We start from the raw sequence: 19277 nt of genomic DNA on the forward strand, positions 1-19277 counted from the left end.
CGCGGGGCGTATGGCTTGCGCGGCCCCTCGCGCTTTTCATAGGGCTTGCCGTCGGGCCGTGGTCCTTTGCTGAACGGCCTATCGCCACTCTTGAAGTCGCGCTTCGGCCGCTCGCCGTCGGCGGCCATCGGGCGGTCGCCACGCGGCGCGTAAGGTTTTTTTGCGCCGAAGGACGGCTTGCCGCCTTTGCCGGCAGCGGCATCACGACCACGCGGGCCCGACGGTTTCGGGCCGGTCTTGCCCGGACCCTTTTGGCGCGGGAATTTCTTGTTTTTGTCGTCCATGTGGCCTTTGCTCGTTTGGGCGGGTAGATAACAGGATCATGCCGGAGTAGCGAGGAGATAATAGGAATGGAAACCGCTTGAAGCGGCCGGATTTCATGGCGCTGGCGCTGAAGGAGGCTGAAGCCGCCGCCCTGCGCGGCGAAGTGCCGGTCGGCGCGGTCATCGCCAGCGGCGATACGGTCGTTGCCAGTGCCGGCAACCGCACCCGCGAGCTTGCCGACCCTACGGCCCATGCCGAGATGCTGGCGATCCGCGAGGCCTGCCGCACACTCTCGAGCGAGCGTCTCACCGGCCACGATCTCTATGTGACGCTGGAGCCGTGCGCCATGTGCGCCGGCGCCATTTCCTTCGCCAGGCTGCGCCGGCTTTATTTCGGCGCCGCCGACGAGAAGGGCGGCGCTGTGGTCAACGGCGTGCGCTTCTTCGCCTCGCCGACCTGCCACCACGTGCCGGACATCTATCCAGGCATGGCCGAGAGCGACGCGGCGCTGCTTCTGAAGGATTTTTTCAAGGGGCGACGCGAACCGTAGCGTCGCCAGCCTACCCTAGCGCCTGCAGCCTACCACGGCAGCCAGTCGAACATGCCGCCGCTCTTGTTCTTGGCGGCCGCTTCCCTCTTGAGGCGGCGTGCTTTCTTGTACTCGTCCTCGCCGAGGTCGTCGACCGGCGCGGTGCCGGCAGCGGCGCGATATTGCACCGGCGGCTCGCTCAGATATCTGCGGGTGTTCGGGTCACCCTGCTTGCTTTCGGCGAGGCGACGCTTGACCTCGGCGGCGCGGCCCTTGTCCGAATCCGCCGGAGTCCAGGCCGGCGGATGACTGGAAGCCGACTGCGCCATCGCAGCCTTGATCGCCACCGGATCCGTCTGGACGTCATCGACGATCTGCGCCTGGTAGGACGGATCGTCCTGATTGAGCGTGGCCTCGGCGCGCAGGCGAGCACGGCGTTGCTCGGGCGATTCCGGCCAATCGGCGCTTGCCGTCGCGATGCTGTCCTGCGGCGGCGGCAGTTCCTTCTGACCTTTCGCCGGCTTCACCAGTTCGGGGCGCGGCTTGTAGTCGATCTTTTCCTTGTTCTTCGGCATGACTGAAAAAGCGCTGGTGAGATCGCCGGCAAGCTGGGCGGAGGCGGTCTTGTTGGTCCCGTAGGTCGGCGAGCCCATGCAGCCGGACAGGGCCAAGCCGGATACGACAAGCGGCGCCAGCAGCGCAACGCGCGCGCAAGTTCTTTCGGTCATGCCAAAAAGTCCCACTCTAGACAGCCTCTCGATCGCCACCGGCCAAAGGTCCGGTCCCCATCGCCTATGCTCTTCCGACGGAAATCCGGCGACAATTTGTCGTCCGGAGTTTCGCGTGTTTACCTCAACCACTCGTTAAGGGCAACGAGTGAGGGCCGATCAGTCGCCTGCCGTGGCATTTGTGCACCGCCTTATATACGGCCAAGCGCCTTCAATTCATGCAGCACCGCCGCGTCCCGCGCCGAAACGTCGGGGAATTCCTTGTCCTGCCCGACATCGGCCGTGTAGCGCCATGAGCGCGCGCATTTGAGCAGACCCCGGTCCTCGGCCTTCTCGACCACCACGGCGACGCCCTTGACATCGTCCAGCGTGAAGGCGCCAGAAGGCGCGCTGCCATGCGCAATGATCAGATCGCTGGTGATCGCCATTTCGGCCATGTCGACATCTGATATCGCCGCTTCGAGCGCCGCATCATCGAGCGTGACGACCGGCGCCGCTTCCAGAGACGAGCCGATGACCTTCTGGGCGCGCGCAATCTCCAGCGCGCCGGTGACGACACGGCGAACCTGCCGCACCTTGCGCCATTTTTCCGCCAGCGCCTCGTTCTTCCAGTCGGCCGGGATTGGCGGAAACTGGTCGAGATGCACCGAGACGGCGTCCGGATGACGGTCGAGCCAGGCCTCCTCCATGGTGAAGGGCAGCATCGGCGCCAGCCATTTCACCAGGCAGTCGAACAGATGGCGCACCACCTGCACGGACGCCTTGCGCTTCACGCTGGACGGCGCCTCGCAGTAGAGCGCGTCCTTGCGGATGTCGAAATAGAAGGCCGACAGCTCGACCACCATGAAGTCGAGCAGCGTGCGGGTGATGCGCTTGAACTCGAAGGCGTCGTAGCCCGCCCGCACGACTTCATCGAGTTCGGCGAGCCGGTGCAGCATCAGCCGCTCCAGCTCCGGCATCTTGTCCAGCGGCACGTCCTCGCCATCGTCATGGGCAAGCGTGCCCAGCATCCAGCGGATGGTGTTGCGCAGCTTGCGGTAGGCGTCGATGTTGGTCTGCAGCACGTTCTTGCCGAGCCGCTGGTCTTCCCAGTAGTCGGTGGTCACCACCCATAGCCTCAGGATATCGGCGCCCGACTGCTTGATGACGTCTTGCGGCACGACGGTATTGCCGAGCGACTTCGACATTTTCCGCCCCTCCTCGTCCATGGTGAACCCATGGGTGACGACGGTGTCGTAAGGCGCCCTGCCCCTGGTGCCGCAGCTTTCGAGCAGCGAGGAGTGGAACCAGCCGCGATGCTGGTCGGAACCTTCGAGATAGACGTCGGCCGGCCATTTCAGATCCGGACGATCCTCCAGGGTGAAGACATGGGTCGAGCCGGAATCAAACCAGACGTCGAGGATGTCCATCACCTGCTGCCATTTCGAGGCGTCGTGATTGCCGAGGAAACGCTCCTTGGCGCCGGCCGCAAACCAGGCGTCGGCGCCTTCCTTCTCGAAGGCGTCGATGATGCGCTGGTTGACCGCCTCGTCGCGCAGGACGTTGCCGTCGGCATCGGCGAAGACGGCGATCGGCACGCCCCAGGCGCGCTGGCGCGACAGCACCCAATCGGGGCGCTCCTCGATCATGGCGCGGATGCGGTTCTGGCCGGCGGCCGGCACGAAGCGGGTGTCGTCGATCGCCTTCAGGGCACGGCTGCGCAGCGTCGTGCCGTCGCCGAGCTCCTTGTCCATAAAGACGAACCATTGCGGCGTGTTGCGGAAGATGATCGGCTTCTTCGACCGCCACGAATGCGGATAGGAATGCTTCAGCCGCCCGCGCGCGAACAGCGCGTTGCGCTTGATCAACTCGTCGATGACCGCCTGGTTGGCATTGCCCTTCTTGCCATTGTCGTCGATGACGCGCGCCGCACCGCCATCGCGGTCCGCGCCGAAGCCTGGCGCATCCTTGGTGAAGAAGCCGGCATCGTCGACGGTGAACGGGATCGCTGTGTCGATGCCGCGCTGGCGAAGATCCGAAGCCGCATCCATCCAGGCGTCAAAATCCTCGCGGCCATGGCCCGGCGCCGTGTGGACGAAACCGGTGCCGGCTTCGTCGGTGACATGCTCGCCGGCGAGCATTGGGACATCGAACTCATAGCCGCCATTCAAACCTTTGAAGGGATGAGAAAGCGTAAGGCTTCCAATCTCTTCGGCCGAAATGCTACGGAGGCGGTTCATCGTCACCTTGGCTTTGGTTGCAGCCTCTTCCGCCAGCGCTTCGGCAAAGATCAGCCTTTCGCCAGGCTGCGGGCCGAAAGCATTCTCGGCCGCAGTAACCTCGAAGAGGCCATAGTTGATGCGTGGCGAATAGTTGACAGCACGGTTGCCGGGGATGGTCCATGGCGTCGTCGTCCAGATAACGACATCGGCCTCCAGCAAGTCCAGTGACGTCTGCGTCAGCTTCGGATCCAGCTTTGCGAGTTGTCCATCGATGACGTCGGTGACTTGCCGGGCAAGGCTGACGACCGGAAACTTCGCCCAGATCGTGTCGCTCTCATAGTCCTGGTATTCGACCTCGGCCTCGGCCAGTGCGGTGCGCTCGACAACGCTCCACATCACCGGCTTCGAGCCGCGATAGAGCTGGCCCGACATGGCAAATTTCAACAATTCGCCGGCGATGCGCGCCTCGGCGTGGAACGCCATCGTCGTATAGGGATTGTCGAAGTCGCCGACGACGCCGAGCCTCTGGAACTCGCCGCCCTGCACCTTGATCCAGTGCGCGGCGAACTCGCGGCATTCCTTGCGGAACTCGTTGACCGGCACCTCATCCTTGTTCTTGCCCTTGGCGCGGTATTGTTCCTCGATCTTCCATTCGATCGGCAGGCCGTGGCAATCCCAGCCGGGCACGTAGTTCGAGTCGTAGCCGCGCATCTGGAACGAGCGGGTGATGACGTCCTTGAGGATCTTGTTCAGCGCATGGCCGATATGGATGTTGCCGTTGGCGTAGGGCGGGCCGTCATGCAGCACGTATTTTTCGCGGCCGGCGGCGTTTTCGCGCAGCTTGCGGTAAAGCTCCATGTCCTGCCAGCGCTTGACCAGCAGTGGCTCCTTCTCGGGCAAGCCGGCGCGCATCGGGAAATCCGTCTGCGGCAGATAAAGCGTCTTGGAATAGTCGATCGTTTCAACAGTGTCGGTCATCGGCGTATCGGTCATTGGTCTGCCATATGCATTGCCCGGCAAAAGAGCCCGGGCGTTGAACTATCATGATCTGGAAAAAGCGCGAGAGGCCGCGCGCAAAATTCCCGGCGGCTCCGGCGGCGCTCAGGCCGCCCGGAACACCGGGCTTGTAATTCGTATCGTCAGCGCGAAAAGGCGCGAAAAGCTCGTCATGGCTGGGCTTTTAACCGAGACAGCCGATATTGAAAAGCCCGAACTCTCGGTGCCTTCCCTGCAGCTTGTGAGGTGACAATGCGTCCGGCAGATACGCGATTGCCGGGCCAAGGCACTCACATTGAGAAATCGAAGCGATAGGTCGTCGAGACGCCGATCGTGAACTGATCCCTTGAGCCGCGCTCCTCGACCAGGCTGGAATCGGCCGCCGGGCCCATCAGCCGCGAATATTCGCCGAACAGGCTGGCCGTCATCGGCTCGGTCACTTTCCAGGTCACCGCGCCGCCGAGGCCCGCCGACTTCGCGCCACCGTCCGGTCGGTACTGGCTGAGGCCCGACGCTAAGGCTTCCTCGGCGTCGACGCCGTAATAGGCGTCGAAATAGTCCGACGAGGCGAACGAAACGCGCGGCCCGCCCGAAATCCTGACCTCCGGCGTCACATCATGGAATGCGTCGGCGGCGATGTCGGCGACGAAGCCGTTATGGGCGCGAATGCCGTGCCGCAATTCGGCGCGGGCGCGCAACCAGTCCAAAGGATAGAATTCGAAGAAGCCGCCGGCCTCGCCGCCCCAGCGCACCGGGTCGAGGCCTCTCAACTCGTCGGCGCCGTCGCCATCGCGCGAAAACAGGATTTTTCCGGCCAGGCCGGCGCGGAAGCCGCCTTCGTCGATCAACCCCAGCGAGATGTTGTCGTTGCGCGAGGTGAAGCGGGCCGCAGGACCGGCCTTGCCGAGCGAGATGATCGGCTGGGCGCTGAGTATATAGTTCTTGCTGCCTTCGAAATCGGGGGCGACCAGGCCGGTGGCGCCGACTGTCAGATACCAGTCGCCGGACAGCCAGCCCAAGGCGCCATCGGCGGCTTCGGCGGCACCGGGCGAACCCAGCATGAAGGTAGCCAAGGCCAACTGATATACCTTGATAGAACGCATCGTCACTCCATACGCACGAAACACCGGCGGGAACAACCTGCCTGCCAAGAGCCATGGCGCCGGTTCGGTAAACTTTCATTTAAACTATACACGCTGACTCACTTTTTTGGCGTGCATCCGGCGCAAGCTGCTCGCGGGACGGGCATGACCTTCGGCGATACCCGCCAAATTGGCAAGATGCCAAGTGACGACAAATGTCAGGCGACGCTGCGATCGGCCTGGCGAATTCGCTCAAAAAGCAATGGCCGCGTCGAGCTCGGACAGCGGGCTGACGCCGGCAAGCAGCGCCCTCGCCTCGGCCCCGTCGCGTTTCATCTGCGCGACCAGCGCGTCGAGCCCGTCGAACTTCACCTCGGCGCGCAGGAAACCGAAGAAGGACACCGCGCATATCTCGCCGTAGAGATCGCCGGAGAAGTCGAAGACGAAGGTTTCCAGAAGCGGCGCGCCGTTGTCGTCGACGGTCGGGCGGCGGCCGAAGCTGGCGACGCCATCATGAAGCGTACCGTCGGCGCGGCGGAAGCGGACGGCATAAATCCCTTCCTTCAGAGTGGCTTCCGGCGAAAGCCTCATATTGGCGGTTGGAAAGCCGAGCGTCCGGCCAAGCTGCTGGCCGCCGATCACTTCGCTCTCGACCGTGAAGCGGTAGCCGAGCAGGCCGGCGGCCTCGGCCACCGCGCCTTCGCACAGCAGCGCGCGGATTCGGCTCGACGACACCACTTCGGCGCCTTCGTCGCGAAAGGCGTCAACCAGGGTGACGCCGAAGCCGTGGCGTTCGCCGGCCGCCATCAGATAGGCCGGGCCGCCTTGCCTGTCCTTGCCGAAGTGGAAGTCGAAGCCGGTCACGGCGTGAATGATGCCGAGATTGCTGTCGAGCACGTCGGTCACGAACGCTTCCGCCGACAGTGCGGCGAAGGCGCGCGTGAACGGCTGCTCGACGAGTGCCGCAAAGCCCAGATGCGACAGCAGCCGTGCCTTCATCGGCGGCGGTGTCAGCACGAACAGCGGAATCTCGGGCCGGAACACCTTTCTCGGATGCGGCTCGAAGGTCAGCACCAGCGCCGGCGCGCCGCGCCGGCGGGCCTCGGCCAGCGCGCGTTCGAGCACGGCCTGGTGGCCGCGGTGCACACCGTCGAAATTGCCGATCGCCACCACGCCACCCCGCAAATCGGCCGGCAGCGGCGAGATGGCAGAAACGCGTTCGAAGGCTTGCGTCATTTCGAGGCTTCCGTCATCGAGCGAGCCTACTGCAGTCTCGGAATGACCGCGACCGGCCGGTAGCCATGCCTTTCCAGAAAGGCGATCAGCCTGGCCGGATCCGGTTGTAGCGGATCGCCGTAGTCGCGGGCATGGATGCCGCCCGACACGTAGAGCACGTCGAAGCCATTGTCGGCAGCACCCTTGATGTCGGTCATCATGCCGTCGCCGATAGCCAGCACGTCCGAGCGCTCGACCGGGCGGCCGAGCAGGTCGGCGATCTCCTTCATCGCGACGTCATAGACCGGGGCATAAGGTTTTCCGGCGATCAGCGTGCGCCCGCCGAGCTGGGCATAGTCGCGGGCCAGGGCCCCGGCGCACCAGATCATCCGCTCGCCGCGCTCGACCACGATATCGGGATTGGCGCAGATGAAGGGCAGGTTCCTGGCGCGCAGCCGCCGCAGGAGATCGGCGTAGTCCTCCGGCTTCTCGACCTCGTCGTCGAACAGCCCGGTGCAGACCACGCCGGACGCCTCGAACTCCTCGACCAGTTCGACATCAAGCCCGTCATAGAGCGTGAAATCGCGATCGGCGCCAATGTGGAAGATCTTTCGCGGCCCCTCCATGATCAGGTCCCGAGTCACGTCGCCGGAGGTGACGACGCGGTCATAGGCGTCAGAGGGAACGCCGATCGCATTCATCTGCGCCACCACATCGGCGCTGCGCCGCGGCGAATTGGTGATCAGCACGACAGGTATCTTCGCCTCGCGCGCGGTGGCCAGCGCCAGAGCCGCGGCCGGAAAATGCCGTTCGCCATTGTGGACCACACCCCAGACGTCGCACAGGATGGCACAATAGGCTCCCGACAAATCCGCGAGCGAGCCGATGATATCGGGCGAGTCCGCCATATCGTTTTCCAAATCATGATGGTTGCGAGCGTCGCCGTCGACGTCCGCCGCGGCAGGGGTCCGCCGCGGCAGGTTCGCATTAACCGAAGCTCTTGACCCTGTCACCAGCTTTCACATTTTTAAGGATCGCCCTGGTTTCAGGATTGCCCTGGCACTGACGAAGGCAAGCGCGCAAGCCGCGCTTTGCCGAGGCTTCCCCCATTCCGAAGGCTTCGGCGGGCGGTCCAGCCGCGCGCAGCAATGCCGGCATCGGCGGCGTGGTTAACGAGCCTTGAAAAAGCAAGCCGATCTTGGATGTTTTTCAGCAATCTGAAATTTAAGGATTGATGGCATCTTTCGCCGACTAGGGGTTCTGGCGGGGGTGCTGAAGACAATGATCCGAAAATTCGGTAGGGACCGGCGTGGCAACTATACGCTGATGACGGCCATCACGATGGTGCCACTGATGGGCGGAGTGGCGCTCAGCGTCGATTACTCGGAACTGCTGCGCCAGAAGCACGCCACGTTGAACGCTTTGGACGCCGCCGGCCTCGCCACCGCTCAGCAGGTCGTCTCCGGCGCAACCGACGACGCCGCCAGGGCCTACGCCAAGACTTTCTTCGAAACCAATCTCGGCCCCGTCGATCCGGCCAACACGTCGCTTACCGTCACCCTGCCCAACAGCAGTGCGGGTGGCGGCACTTTGAAGCTCTGAAGTGCCTTGACCTATCGCCCCTATTTTCTGCCGGCCGCCGCCATGCTGCTGGGCGGCGGGACCACCAGCGGCGCTACAACTTTCACGGAGTGCTCGGAAATCCGCCTCAAGAACACGCTGGAAGTCGCTCTTGTGCTCGACAATTCCGGCTCGATGAACGAACTCGGTTCCGGCACCGGCGCGAGGCGAATAGACCTGCTGAAGACTGCCGCAAAGCAGCTTGTCGATACGCTGGCGCTGCAGCAGATGAAGCAGGTTAGCAAACCGGTGCAGTTCTCCCTCGTGCCGTTCGCTGCTTCGGTCAATGTCGGTCCCACCCATGACATGGATAGCTGGATGGACGAGGACGGCATCTCCCCGATCCAGCACGAGGATTTCGACTGGGCGAAGATGACCGCTGCCGAAGATCCGGACAAATACGCCGAAAAGCTCAACGGCGTCTGGTACCAACAGCAGGCAGTACATCTGCGATCAATACAGGACAAACGGCACTTGCCGGACCGGCCACTGGACCACCCCGGAATATATCTACACCACCAGCCGGTATGCGAGCTGGCAGGGTTGCGTGGAGGCGAGGCCGTACCCCTATAACAACGACGACACGACGCCGAGTACCGCCACGCCTGCCACGCTGTTCGTGCCGATGTTGCGCCCGACGAGGCCGGCACGCTCTGGCTCGATTTCAACCGCGACGGCGCTAACGACGTGACCTATCTGTCCTATGGTTACGGCAACAACTGGTGGGCCGACTGGCCCTATTACACCGACATCCCAACCGCTTCGCAGCGGCAGTCGGACATGCGCAAATATTTCCTGGTCAAGCCTTACGGCTCAAAGTCGGCTGCCTCGGGCGACGGTCCGAATTCGTCCTGCACGACCAACCCGATCACACCGCTCAAAGACGTGACCCAGCTTGCCCAGAAAGAGGAGATCGACAACGCCATCGACGCCATGGCGCCGAACGGCAACACCAACGTGCCGGAAGGCCTTGCCTGGGGCTGGCGGACGGTGTCGAGCAACGAACCTTTCACCGAGGGCCGGCCGAACACTGAAAGAGGCAACGACAAAGTGGTCATCGTGCTGACCGACGGCGCCAATACCTACAGCGCCGTCAGCGACAGCGGCTATGCCAATAACAGGTCGACCTACGCCGCTTACGGTTACACCGGCCTGACATATCCGGGGTCCGGAAGCGTGACGCGCCTGTTCATGAACACAAGCACCGACATCGGCAAGACGACCTACACCGGCGCCAACTACACTGCCGCGCTGGACGAGCAGATGCAGACCCTTTGCGGCAACGCGAAAAATTCGAACATTCTCGTCATGACCGTTGCGCTCGACCTGTCAACCACCGATGCCGGCGACAAGAAAGCACTCGACGCGCTGAAGGCCTGCTCCTCGGACTCGCGCTTCCGCAAGGATCCCACCGATCCGACCAAGCCGGCCAAGCTGTTCTGGAACGCAACCGGGGCGACGCTGTCGGACAATTTCAGGGAAATCGCCAACGAATTGTCGAACCTGCGCATCGTCGGCTGAAGGCGGTGGGGGTCGGCTGAAGGCGAGGAGTGGTGACTTAAGGGACCCTCTTTCACGCGCAGCACAACCACATAGGGATTCTTGCGAAGGTGGACCCCCACCCTAACCCTCCCCACAAGGGGGAGGGAACGCTGCCGCGCACCTTTAACTTCGCCTTTGGCGCCGAAAGGCAGGCAATCTGCCGAGGTCGGCGCCAACGGAAGTCTCCCTCCCCCTTGTGGGGAGGGGTTAGGGGTGGGGGTACATCGTAGAGCGAAAACCTCGGCGGCGATCTCCCCCCGCGTGAGGAGATGTCCGGATGGCGACCGACACGCAGCGCCAAACGCCGCTTCCGCCTACATCGGCCGCCGGTCCGGCTGCGCCCGCTCCGGTTCGACCAGCCTTCGATAGAGATGCCACGTCGCATGGCCAAGCACGGGCATGACGACGGCGAGCCCGGCAAACAGCGGGATCGAGCCGATGACCAGCAGCACGGCGACCATCAGGCCCCACAGCGCCATCTGCAGCGGGTTTGTCATCACCGCCCGTGCCGAGGTCTCGATCGCCGAGACCACGCCGACATCGCGGTCGAGCAGCAGCGGGAAAGCGACGACCGTCGTCGCCAGCACGATCGCGGCGAAGACGAAGCCGGCCGCATTGCCGAGCAGGATCAGCGTCCAGCCTTTGGGCGTTGTCAGCACCTCGCGCACAAAGCCACCGATCGAGGCCGGCGGCTGAGCGCCGAACAGGCTGGTGTAGATCGATTGCGCGGTGAACAGCCAGAGCAGGAACAGTGCCACCAGCATGATGCCGATGACTGCGATCGCCGGCAGCGCCGGCGAGTGGCGCACCTCGAGCGCGTGCCACCAGGACGTGTCGATGCCGAGCTCGCGGCGGCGGCTGATCTCGTAGAGGCCGATCGCGGCGAACGGTCCAAGCAGGGCGAAGCCGGACATCAGCGGGTAAAGCAGCTGGATGGCGTAGGCGCCGGATGTCGTCCACTGCGCAAGGACCAATCCGACCACCGGATAGATCAGGCACAGGAAGACGTAATGCGATGGCTTTGCCCAAAAATCCTCGACGCCGAGCCGCAGCACATCGATCAGGTCCGCCGTGGTGATGCGGCGCACCCTGGGCTGCACGTGCATCCCACGCGCGTCCGACATGACATGAAAGCTGGCCATACCCATTCTCCCGTATTCAGGGGACGGCCACCGCCAGGATGGCCGCCCGTAGCTGCCACTTCAAGAGCGATGGCATGATAGCCGAATTCGATGTGCTTGTCGCGAATCGGGTGGGGTTGAGCAAGTGCGGCGCGGCACAGGCCGTGTTCGTGCCGCGCCGCTGGCGTGTGCTAGACACCAAATCGTTCGATCACCTCGGCCAGCGGAACGTGGCCAAGGCAGGCACCCGAACCCGCCGGCGTTTCGCCGTCCTCGATGGCCTGCGCGTATCGCACGTCCGGATCGCTTTCGATCCGGCGGCGCAGCGCTGCCAGCTTGGGATTTGCGGCCCCGTCGACCGCCTGGTGGAACTCCGCCCAACGTGCCACGCCGATCAGCGTGGTATCGGTAAGCGTCAGGCGGTCGCCGACCAGAAAGTCGGTGTCGCCGATCATCGCCTCAAGCCGGTCGTGGCGTTCGGCAACAGCCTGGCGGCCAAAGTCACGCAAGGTGGCCAGCAGGGCCGGTTCGGCCGATTCCATTTCATAGGCAGCCCAGAGCGGGGTGAAAGCGGCGGTGAAACCGGTGTTCACGAAAGCCATCAGCTGATGCATCCGGTCGGCTTCCGGCGAGCGCGGGTCGAAGCTGATACTACGTTGCGTGTCGCGGGCTTCCAGCCAAGCGGCAATCGCCATGGTCTCGGTGAGCACTCTGCCTTCGTCGGTGATCATCACCGGCGTTTCCTGACGGCCGTTGATGCGGGCATAGGCGTCGTTCTTCATTTCAGTGAGCATGTCGACGCGGCACAGGCGGTAGGGCTGTCCGAGGCGTTCAAAAGCAGCGACGAGCCCCATCGAACTTCCCGCCGGGACGCCGTAAAGGAGGATAGGTTCCATTTGTTTGTTTGTCCTCTTCCATGTTCAGGGGTCACGCTGCGCAGCGAAGCTTGACCCTAAACACTGGTCGTCCCATGTAAATTACGCACTATTTTGTAACCAGGATCCGCCATGAAAGATGCCGTCTCAAGCTGCCCGATCGAAGAGGCCATGCGTGTGCTCAGCGGTCGCTGGCCGACCTTGCTGCTCTACTATCTCAAGGACGGGACCAAGCGCTTCAGCGACTTGAGGCGTGACAACCCGACCGTGTCGCATCGCATTCTGGCGCTGGAACTGCGTAAGCTGGAGGAAGCCGGGATCGTGCGGCGAACGGCGCATGCCGGCTATCCGCTACGCGTCGACTATGATCTCACGGCAGCGGGTCTCAAGCTTGTGCCGCTCATCGACGCCCTGGGCGACTGGTGGGAAGCTACCGAGGACGATCGGGCCGGCCGGGTCTCATCGACGCCGGAAACAAGGCCGGTGGCGGCGGAATAAGCAGTGGGGGAAATCTGACGATTGCAACTATACGTTGTACAACTGCTTTGGGTGGGATCTGCCGTCCGGGCCGTTGCTGAAGTTCACCGGCAACAAGTCTCTGATCGACGCGCTCCTGAAGGAAGCCGGCATCGCCGGCGCCGGTGGCTCTCTGAAGGATCTGGTCTCGACGCGGCCGCGGGAAACGGATGCTGACGGGGCCGGTCTGTTCGAGGAGGCAGACGTGGCGGACGACGAGTTGGTCGCCCCCCTGGCTGGGATACCGAAGGCCTGAACTGCCCAAGCGCTGATTCGATCGGGCGTGGAAACAATCCACGCCCGATCTATTTGGCAGCCAGGATCGCGTTTATGCCAGGCAGGCGGCCTTGCCGCCACCGTGCTGCCCACCGGCGAAGGCGGCGGCGCTGCTGTCGACGTGGGATGGCCGCGCGGGCGCGGCGCTCCGATGGCTCATGGCTGGCTTGAAGCGGCGATCGCGGGATAGTCGGTATAGCCGGCGGAGCCGCCGCCATAGAGCGTCGCCTGATCGAACGTGGCCAGCGGCGCGCGCGTCTGCAGCCGTTCCACAAGATCGGGATTGGCGATGAACGGTCGCCCGAAGGCGAACAGGTCCGCCTTGCCGTCGGCAAGCCGCGACCCCGCGAGCTCGAGGTCATAGCCGTTATTGGCGATATAGGTGTTGTTGAAGCGCCGGCGGAGTGATCCGAAGTCGAACGGCGCGACATCGCGCGATCCGCCCGTGGCGCCCTCGACGACATGGATGTAGACGATGCCCAAAACGTCGAGTTTATCGACGATATAGTCAAACTGCGCCTGGGGGGCGCTGCTCGAGACGCCGTTGGCGGGCGAGATGGGCGAAATCCGGATGCCGGTGCGCTCAGCGCCGATCTCCTCGACCACCGCAGTCGCAACCTCCAGCATCAGCCGGGCGCGGTTCTCGACCGATCCGCCATAAGCATCCGTGCGGAGGTTCGCGCCGTCCTTGGCGAATTGGTCCAGCAGATAGCCGTTGGCGCCGTGAATCTCGACGCCATCGAAGCCAGCCTCGATGGCGTTCGCAGCTGCTTTGCGGAAATCCTCCACGATGCCCGGCAATTCATCCAGTTCGAGTGCGCGGGGCTCCGAAACGTCGACAAAGCCGTTGCCGACGAAGGTCTTGGTCGCGGCCCGGATCGCCGAGGGCGCGACAGGCGCGGCGCCGTTCTCCTGCAGGTCGACGTGCGAGACGCGGCCGACATGCCAGAGCTGCAGAAAAATCCGCCCGCCCTTGGCGTGCACGGCGTCGGTGACCTTGCGCCAGCCGCCGATCTGAGCCTGGGAGTAGATGCCGGGCGTGTCCTGGTAACCCTGTCCCTGCTGCGAGATCTGCGTGGCCTCGGAAATCAGCAGGCCGGCCGACGCGCGCTGGCCGTAATACTGCGCGGCGAGATCGCCTGGAACGAAGCCCGGGCCGGCGCGATTGCGCGTCAGCGGCGCCATGACGATACGATTGGAGAGGGTCAGCGAGCCGAGAGTATAGGGCTCAAACAGCGTTGCGCTTGTCATAGGTCACCTTTGTTTTGTCCCCGCCGCGGCGGGTCGTTTATCGAAATGGCTTCGTTGGTGCTCAGGCGACCGTGCGGTACCGCTCGGCGGGATGTTCGTTCCGATAGTTCGGAAGCATGGCCTGGCGTGCGGCCTGAAGCGCGTCCCACTGCCCGGCATCGGGTAGCGGCGGGATGGTCACCAGTTCGCGGCGGTCGAAGCCGACCAGCGCCGCATCCACCAGATCGTCCACCTCCATCACGTTGGAAAGCGTGTTGACGTCGGCGCCGACATGTCCCCAGATCTCCGTTCGCGTCGTGGCGGGAAGCACGGCCTGGACGTAGACACCCTTCGGCGCGAGCTCGAGACTGAGTCCCTGCGACAGAAACAGCACGAAGGCTTTGGTTGCGCCGTAGACCGTCATGCCGAACTCCGGCGCCAGGCCGACCACGGAGCCGATGTTGACGATCGCCCCTTTGCCGGCCGTCGCAAGACGCGGGGCGATGGCGCTGGCTAGCCGCAGAAGCGCGGTGGTGTTGAGCGCAACCAGCCGCGCGAGGTCATCGGTGCTCTGCTCGATAAAGCTTCCGCCGATGGCCGTTCCGGCATTGTTGACGAGGATTCCGATGCTGGCGTCATCGCGCAGCCTCGTCTCTACCGTTGCAAGCTCGGCAGGCTGCGTAAGATCAGCCTGGATGATGTCGATCGCCACGCCATTTTCCTGACGCAGACGGGCCGCCAGAGCCTCCATTCGTGCCGTGTCACGGGCAACCAGCACGAGGTCGTGCCCGCGGCGCGCGAAGCGCTCGGCATAGGCGGCTCCGATGCCGGTGGAGGCGCCGGTTATGAGGACTGACGGAATGGTGGTCATGGCATTGCTCTTTTCTCTGATGGACTCTATATTCATGACGATCATCATGAATGCAGGTAAATATGATACCCATCATGTAAATGTCAACGGCGCCGGCGGAGGATTTTGAAATGAAGGTCGGTCGGGAACAGATGGCGGAGAACCGCCGCCGAATTCTGGATGTTGCCAGCCGGCTGTTTCGCGACAAGGGGTTTGACGCGGTCAGCGTGGCGGAGGTGATGAAAGCCGCCGGGTTCACCCATGGCGGCTTCTATGGCCATTTCAGCTCGAAGGACGACCTGATCGCCCAAACCCTTGCCCATGTCCTCGCCGCGGACTCAAGCGGAGGGGGCGACCTTCGCGCCTATGCAGATGCCTATCTTTCGCCCCGGCATCGCGACAATGCCGCCGGTGGTTGCCCGACAGCGGGCCTTGTTGCGGACATCCGCCATCAGACCCCGGCTGCCCGCTCGGCCATGACCGAAGGCCTTCGCTCGCAGATCGACCATATCGGCAAGACGCTGCCGGAGTTGGATCCGGCAGACAGACGCCGCGCAGCGATCGGATGCTGGGCAGCGATGGTGGGGGCAGTGATCCTCGCCCGGGCTATCGACGATCCCGCGCTTGCGGATGAAGTTCTGGAACAGACGCGTGCCTGGATCGATACCGGGATCAGCCAAGTGTCTGCCAGATAGCCGCCAGGAGCGCCCTTGAGCAATGCGGCTACCGGCGGTGGTTGGGCGGCAAGCTTGGAGAATATCGCGCCGCAGCGCGCATCAGCGGGGTTCGCGGACGGCTAAGGGGGCAGCGAGCGAGATTTCTGAACGCCTGCCCGGCAAAAGCCACTATTGCCGCTATGTCAGGCAGGCATGACGCTCACCGACACCGCCAATCAACCATCCCTAGAACCCCGCTCTGACGAAATGCGCCCGACGCCAAACAGGCGAATGCTGCTTAGAGCTGCCGGCCTTGCCGCGCTGGCCGGGCTTGCCGCTTGTGCCACTGTGCTGCCCACCGGCGAAGGCGCCGGGGTCTCGGCCTCCGCTGTCGGCACGCTGGCGGGCATCCGCGCCTCAGCCGGGCTCGAACCGCTTGTCCCCGACCGTCAGCTCGAACAGGCAGCCCTGCAGCAGTCCGGCTATATGGCGCGCGGCGGCCGCATGACCCACTCGACCGGCTGGGGCAAGGGATTTGCTTTGCGCGTCAAGGGCAACGGCATTGCCGGTGCTGCCGCCGAAAACATCGCCGAGGGCCGTTTCGATCAGCAGAAGCTGTTCGACATCTGGATGCATTCGGCCGGCCACCGCCGCAACATGCTCGACCCGCGCTTCACCCGCTTCGGCCTGGCCTATGTGCGGGACGGCCGCGACAGCTCGCGGCGCTACTGGAGCCTTGTCCTGGGCAAATAGGAACTCGGGCAAAGGCCAATCCGCGCCGTCGGCAATGCCGCGTCGGCTGAAGAGATCATGATCGACCCGTCAATCCATGGGTTCGCCACTGAGCATTTTCTCGATGTCGGGGGCCGAAACCGGTTCGCTGAAATGATAGCCCTGCATTTCATCGCAGTTGTTCTTGCGCAGGAAGGCCACCTGATCGTCCGTCTCGACGCCCTCGGCAATGACCCTCAGATTCAGATTTTGACCCAATGATATTACGGCGCTGGCGACAGCCTGGTCGTTTTCGTCAGCAGCGATATCGTTGATGAACGATTTGTCGATTTTCAGCCGCGCCACTGGAAAGGTCTTGAGCGCACTGAGGCTGGAGTAGCCTGTTCCGAAATCGTCGATCGAGATCTGAACGCCCAGGTTTTGCAGCTGATTCATCGTTGCGACCGCCAGGTCGATATCCTGCATGATCAGGCTTTCGGTCACCTCCAGCTCGAGATATCTGGCCTCCAGACCGCTGACTTTCAGGGCATCGGCGACACGGCCGATCAGGTTCTTTTCCCTGAATTGCCGCGTCGACACATTCACGCAGACGGTCATCGGCGGCAGGCCGGCATCCTGCCATGCCTTGTTCTGCCGGCAGGCCTCGTGCAGGACCCAATCGCCGATCGGCACGATCAGACTTGTCTCCTCGGCCGTCGGAATGAAGGCGGTCGGTGCCAACATGCCCCGCGTCGGATGATTCCAGCGTATTAATGCTTCGACGGCAAAGACGTGGCCCGACCGAAGATCGACTTGCGGCTGGTAGAACAGCGTGAATTCCGAACGGGCCAGAGCGTTACGCAAGTCCTCCTGAAGCACGAATTTCTCATGCGCTCTGGTGTTGAATTCGGGAGCGTAGAACTGGAAATTGTCGCGGCCGAATTCCTTGGCGCGATACATGGCCGCATCGGCATTGGCCAGCAGCGTGTCGGGGTTGGTCCCATCCTTGGGGTAGCTGGCGATGCCGATACTGGCCGTCGCCCTCAGCCGATGTGCTCCGAGCTGAACCGGCTCTGCAATCGCCGCCCGAATGGCTTGCAGGGTCTCGGAGATGAGATCGACATTCGTCGGTTGATCGAACAGAACGACGACGAATTCGTCGCCACCAAGCCGCACGACCGTATCGGTCGCCCTTACGCGCTCGACGATACGGCCGGCTACGGTCTTCAACAGCTCGTCCCCGGCATTGTGGCCAAGCGTGTCATTGACGAGTTTGAAATTGTCCAGATCGATGAACACCACCGTCACCCAGCGATCGTATCGCTGCGCGTAGAGGATCGCCTGCGAAAGCCGGTCCTCGAGCAGAGCGCGATTGGGCAGTCCGGTCAGCACATCATGGTTGGCCATGAAGTGGATCCGATCTTCGGCCAGCTTGCGCTCGATGGCGATCCCGGCAATACGCGTCGTGAAATCGATGAGCCGGGTCTCGGCCGCGGTCGGCTCGCGCACGGTCGTCGAGTACATGGCAAAGGCGCCCAGCACAGCGCCCTGGTGCGACAGGATCGGGGTCGACCAGCACGAACGGTAGCCATAGGCCGCCGCCAATTCGCAGTGATCGTGCCAAAGCGGGTCGTGCATGATGTCCGCGACAATGACCGGCTCGCGCCGGTAGGCAGCGGTTCCGCAGGATCCCATTTTGGGGCCGACGGCGATCCCGTCGATGGCGCTCGTATAGGCCTTTGCCAAGCTCGGCGCGGCGCCGTGCCGCAAGTGGCTGCCATCCTTGTCGAGCAACAGGACGGAACCGAATATCCCCGTCAACTGAGACTCGGCGAGGCGCATGAGGCAGTCGAGCACATCTTCGAGCGGGGCGCTCGTCGCGATCATTTCCAGTATCTGCGCCTGCCCGTCTCGAAGGGTGTCCGCCTGCTTGCGGGCGGTGATGTCGTGGGCGATGCCGACCAGACCGAAGATATCGTTTTGAACATTGCGCAACGGCACCTTCGTCGACGAAAACCATTTGCCGGCGCCTGACGCATCGACAACGAACTCTTCCTCATCGATCATCGGCTGTCCGCTGCGCAGCACGCCTTGCTCGATCGCGCGAAACTTCTGCGCAAGCTCGGGGGCATGAAGATCGAAATCGGTCAAACCGATCATGTCACTGGTTTTGGCCTTGCCGCTGTCGGAAGCAATGGCCCTGTTGGCGACGACGAAGCGGCTTTCGGTGTCCTTCACCCACAGGTAGTCGGGCACCCAGTCGATCAGCGTTTGCAGCGAGATGCGCTCGTCGACGATCAGGCGATTGGCGGTGAGCTCCGTTATGTCCTCATGCGTGGCCACCCATCCGCCGTCAGGCATCGGCTGATGGCAGATCTGAATTGTCCGGCCGTCGGTGAGATTGGCGGTCCAGTTTCTCAAAGTCGTGCCCGAATTGACCGCCCGGGCAAATGCGAGATAAGCGTCGCTGGCCATCGCGGATGTCCCGGCAGCGATGCGGCGTTCGACGATTTCGCCCAGCGTCCGGCCGGGGCGCAAATGTTCGGGTGCGATGCGGTAAATTTCCGCATAGCGGCGGTTGCACAGGATCAGCCGTTCGGCGGCGTCGAAAAAGCAAATGCCTTGCGAGATGTTGTCGATCGCCGTCTCGAATCGCAACGCCTGCTGCTCGAGTGTTGCGATCGTAGCCCTGAGTTCGCGCTCGAGCGTCTCGTACGAGGAGCCCGCCAGTTTCGCCAGCGTGGCAATCTCGGTCGATTCGGGCGCTTGGGCGGCTTGCCTCGATGATTTCGTGACCAAACACAGTTCCTCCGGTTCGGCGCCTGGCGCAAAGCAAGGAAAGCTCGCTGCAAGCTAAGCGACCGC

Annotated in this window: 16 protein-coding genes and 2 pseudogenes; 7 read left to right on the plus strand and 11 right to left on the minus strand. The window is 63.3% G+C overall.

Features of this window, described 5'->3' with window-relative positions; genetic code table 11:
- A pseudogene (locus M727_RS43665) lies at positions 1–284 on the minus strand (RNA pseudouridine synthase); the annotation flags it as partial.
- A gap of 77 nt (positions 285–361) precedes the next feature.
- Between M727_RS43665 and M727_RS0133300 the strand changes: the two are divergent.
- Positions 362–814 carry a nucleoside deaminase gene (locus M727_RS0133300; RefSeq protein ID WP_027156113.1) on the plus strand — a complete coding sequence of 151 codons (453 nt, stop codon included), beginning with the start codon at positions 362–364 and terminating at the stop codon, positions 812–814.
- A gap of 29 nt (positions 815–843) precedes the next feature.
- Here M727_RS0133300 and M727_RS0133305 read toward each other — a convergent pair whose 3' ends face one another.
- Complete coding sequence (locus M727_RS0133305; RefSeq protein ID WP_027156114.1) at positions 844–1521, minus strand: hypothetical protein; 678 nt, start codon at positions 1519–1521, stop codon at positions 844–846.
- A 191-nt stretch (positions 1522–1712) separates the two neighbouring features.
- Positions 1713–4700 carry an isoleucine--tRNA ligase gene (ileS, locus tag M727_RS0133310; protein ID WP_027156115.1) on the minus strand — a complete coding sequence of 996 codons (2988 nt, stop codon included), beginning with the start codon at positions 4698–4700 and terminating at the stop codon, positions 1713–1715.
- 55 nt (positions 4701–4755) lie between these two features.
- Here ileS and M727_RS0133315 point away from each other — a divergent pair, with 55 nt between their 5' ends.
- Positions 4756–4968, plus strand: a complete 213-nt coding sequence (locus M727_RS0133315; protein ID WP_027156116.1) for a hypothetical protein — start codon at positions 4756–4758, stop codon at positions 4966–4968.
- A 40-nt stretch (positions 4969–5008) separates the two neighbouring features.
- On the opposite strand, the gene M727_RS0133320 is transcribed toward M727_RS0133315, so the two are convergent.
- The 3 genes from M727_RS0133320 to M727_RS0133330 form a co-directional block, all read right to left on the minus strand.
- Complete coding sequence (locus M727_RS0133320; RefSeq protein WP_027156117.1) at positions 5009–5821, minus strand: MipA/OmpV family protein; 813 nt, start codon at positions 5819–5821, stop codon at positions 5009–5011.
- Positions 5822–6052: 231 nt separating this feature from the next.
- A complete protein-coding gene (locus M727_RS0133325) occupies positions 6053–7036 on the minus strand; it encodes a bifunctional riboflavin kinase/FAD synthetase (RefSeq protein WP_027156118.1) in 984 nt (327 codons plus the stop codon).
- A gap of 26 nt (positions 7037–7062) precedes the next feature.
- The gene (locus M727_RS0133330) at positions 7063–7923 is read right to left on the minus strand and encodes a TIGR01459 family HAD-type hydrolase (RefSeq protein ID WP_027156119.1); all 861 of its coding nucleotides are present in this window, start codon (positions 7921–7923) and stop codon (positions 7063–7065) included.
- Between the two features lie 373 nt (positions 7924–8296).
- On the opposite strand from M727_RS0133330, the pseudogene M727_RS38800 reads away from it, so the two are divergent.
- A pseudogene (locus M727_RS38800) lies at positions 8297–10156 on the plus strand (pilus assembly protein).
- A 335-nt stretch (positions 10157–10491) separates the two neighbouring features.
- On the opposite strand, the gene M727_RS0133340 reads toward M727_RS38800, so the two are convergent.
- Complete coding sequence (locus M727_RS0133340) at positions 10492–11319, minus strand: DUF2189 domain-containing protein (protein WP_027156120.1); 828 nt, start codon at positions 11317–11319, stop codon at positions 10492–10494.
- Positions 11320–11489: 170 nt separating this feature from the next.
- Positions 11490–12194, minus strand: a complete 705-nt coding sequence (locus M727_RS0133345) for a glutathione S-transferase family protein (RefSeq protein ID WP_027156121.1) — start codon at positions 12192–12194, stop codon at positions 11490–11492.
- Between the two features lie 111 nt (positions 12195–12305).
- Between M727_RS0133345 and M727_RS0133350 the strand changes: the two genes are divergently transcribed.
- Together M727_RS0133350 and M727_RS0133355 are read left to right on the plus strand one after the other, a co-directional pair.
- Positions 12306–12671, plus strand: coding sequence for a helix-turn-helix domain-containing protein (locus tag M727_RS0133350; protein ID WP_027156122.1), 366 nt, complete (start codon positions 12306–12308; stop codon positions 12669–12671).
- 73 nt (positions 12672–12744) lie between these two features.
- Positions 12745–12945, plus strand: a complete 201-nt coding sequence (locus tag M727_RS0133355; protein ID WP_027156123.1) for a hypothetical protein — start codon at positions 12745–12747, stop codon at positions 12943–12945.
- 176 nt (positions 12946–13121) lie between these two features.
- Here M727_RS0133355 and M727_RS0133365 read toward each other — a convergent pair whose 3' ends face one another.
- Both M727_RS0133365 and M727_RS0133370 read right to left on the minus strand, forming a co-directional pair.
- Complete coding sequence (locus M727_RS0133365; RefSeq protein WP_027156124.1) at positions 13122–14216, minus strand: alkene reductase; 1095 nt, start codon at positions 14214–14216, stop codon at positions 13122–13124.
- 61 nt (positions 14217–14277) lie between these two features.
- Complete coding sequence (locus M727_RS0133370; RefSeq protein ID WP_027156125.1) at positions 14278–15066, minus strand: SDR family oxidoreductase; 789 nt, start codon at positions 15064–15066, stop codon at positions 14278–14280.
- A 110-nt stretch (positions 15067–15176) separates the two neighbouring features.
- Between M727_RS0133370 and M727_RS0133375 the strand changes: the two genes are divergently transcribed.
- Together M727_RS0133375 and M727_RS0133380 are read left to right on the plus strand one after the other, a co-directional pair.
- Positions 15177–15740: a TetR/AcrR family transcriptional regulator gene (locus tag M727_RS0133375; RefSeq protein ID WP_027156126.1), complete on the plus strand. Its 564-nt coding sequence runs from the start codon at positions 15177–15179 to the stop codon at positions 15738–15740.
- Between the two features lie 252 nt (positions 15741–15992).
- Complete coding sequence (locus M727_RS0133380) at positions 15993–16454, plus strand: CAP domain-containing protein (protein WP_245269160.1); 462 nt, start codon at positions 15993–15995, stop codon at positions 16452–16454.
- Between the two features lie 69 nt (positions 16455–16523).
- On the opposite strand, the gene M727_RS0133385 is transcribed toward M727_RS0133380, so the two are convergent.
- Positions 16524–19211 (minus strand): EAL domain-containing protein, encoded by a 2688-nt coding sequence (locus M727_RS0133385; protein WP_027156128.1) that lies wholly within the window; start codon positions 19209–19211, stop codon positions 16524–16526.
- Positions 19212–19277 lie beyond the last annotated feature (66 nt).

This window comes from Mesorhizobium sp. WSM2561 (assembly GCF_000513915.1).
GTDB lineage: Bacteria > Pseudomonadota > Alphaproteobacteria > Rhizobiales > Rhizobiaceae > Mesorhizobium > Mesorhizobium muleiense.